Below are 2315 nucleotides of genomic sequence, written 5' to 3'. Positions count from 1 at the left end.
TCTACTGTCTTAGTTACGTTTTTGTATCGCTCAAATACCTACTATCCTAGTAATTTCTTACGACCTCTAACACGTGCTCCTCCACAATCTGTACTCATATAATCAGTAATATTTAATGACAGGCAGTTGCTATCAATCATTGAGCTTATTTGATGCTCTGATTGATGCGTTTATATGCGCTTGCTTAAAACACTGCACTTACAATATTGTGCTCAAAATATCGTCTACTTATCTCGGAACATACTCAGGAAGTACCTAATCTAAGCCCATAGTTGCTCGGCCTAAATGGCATCTTGGGACAAAAAACTGAATAACCGATTTTATAAAAGACGTTTAAGACGTTTAAGAATTTCCAGGAAAATAAGATGTCAACTTCACCAATGAATGCTGTACCTACTTTAAAACTAAGTGTTTTAGCCATAGCTTTATTTCAAATCAGTAGCGCCTATGCTGACACTGCCAACATAAACAGTTATGATCATAGCGAAGCGCTTCCAACCGCAACCTTACCGACAATCACTGTTTATGCCCCCGTAGCAAGCACCAATATTCTAGGCACAGCTGCAACGCTTGATCGCAATGATATCAATAGCAAACAAGTTGCGACCAGTGATACCGCTACCATATTGACAAAAATACCTGGTATCAATGTACAAAGTGCTGGCGGTATCTCAAACTTACCTGTCATTAGAGGTTTGGCTGACAACCGTTTACGTATTTTGGTAGACGGTGTGGACTCAATTGCTTCTTGCCCAAATAGCATGAATTCACCTCTATCTTATATCGCACCTAGCGCAGTGGCAGACGCTACTGTCTATGCTGGCGTCACACCAGTGAGTGTTGGCGGTAATAGTATCGGCGGTACTATCGTTGTTGAAACCGCAGAGCCAGTATTTTCTGCGGACAGCACTTTAGTCACCTCAGGTGAAGTTGGAGCGTTTTATCGCAGCAATGGTAATGGCTACGGTGCCAACCTTTCAACGACGCTAGCGGATGATACTTTTAGCTTAACTTATAAAGGTAGCTACGCTCAGTCTGATAATTATACTGCTGGTGGCGACTTTAAGTCTTACACAGCAACAGGTAACGGTGATAAACAATTACCCAAAGATGAAGTCGGATCTACCGCTTTTGAAAGCAAAAATCAATCGCTAGATCTTGCTTATAAAAACGGCGACCATTTACTACAAGGCACTTATTTGTGGCAGCGTGTACCAGAGGAGCTATACCCAAACCAGCGTATGGATATGCTTGACAATCAGCTCGATAGAATCAACTTACGTTACAAAGGTGAGTTGAATTGGGGACAGTTAGAAGCACAGGCTTATCATGAAGACGTCGAACACTATATGAACTTTGGTGATGATAAACAGTTCTTTTATAATGACGCCAATGGCATGCCAATGTATACCGATAGCAAAACTATCGGTGCTAACCTCAAAGGTATTATTGATTTGACCAACCAAGGCACAGTGACCGTAGGTGCTGAATATCAAGACTATACGCTCAACGACTTATGGCCAGCCTCTGGTACTGGGATGATGTCACCAAATGAGTTCCAAAATATCAATAATGGTCAGCGCCAACGTATCGGCGTCTATGGCGAATGGGAAAAGCAAATCACGCCGAAATGGACAACTCAAATCGGTGCTCGTTACGAGAACGTACGTACTAGCGCCGATGAAGTCAGTGGCTATAACATGATGGCTAATCAAACTCGTGATAGCGCTAACTTCAACGCTAGTGATCGAAGCACCACTGATAATAATATTGATGCAACCGTGATAGCCCATTATGATATCGATGAACAACGCTCAATAGAGCTAGGCGTTGCCCATAAAGAGCGTACCCCAAGTCTTTATGAGCGATATACATGGTCGACATGGCCAATGGCGGCTATCATGAACAATACTGTGGGTGATGGTAATGGCTATTTTGGTGATCCAAGCCTGCAACCAGAAAAATCCAATACTGTATCGGCGACTTTTGATTGGCGCGCTGCTAATGATAGTTGGAACATCAAAGCTACTCCTTACTATTCAAAAATCGACGACTATGTCGATGCTGTACAGTGGGACTCAGCTACGAACGCACCTGCAGCTACCCAAACAGCAGATCGATACAACGTGCTACGTTATACCAATCAAGACGCTAGAATATATGGCATCGATATCACCGCAGATCGTGACTTAGCCAATAATACTTGGGGTTATTGGGGTCTCTCAGGTTCACTGAGCTACATCAATGGCAAGAACGAAGAAACTGGCTCTGATCTATATAACATCATGCCCTTGAATGGTAGCATTGCACTTAAT

1 protein-coding gene is annotated in these 2315 nt (G+C 42.8%); it reads left to right on the top strand.

Going from position 1 to position 2315, the window contains the following annotated elements; all coding sequences use genetic code 11:
• Window positions 1-365: 365 nt before the first annotated feature.
• Window positions 366-2315: TonB-dependent receptor plug domain-containing protein (locus VLN09_RS11400; protein ID WP_325246609.1), on the top strand; the 1950-nt coding region annotated here is incomplete at its 3' end.

Source organism: Psychrobacter sp. (genome assembly GCF_035469765.1).
GTDB lineage: Bacteria > Pseudomonadota > Gammaproteobacteria > Pseudomonadales > Moraxellaceae > Psychrobacter.
This window is presented reverse-complemented; position numbering and strand designations above follow the sequence as displayed.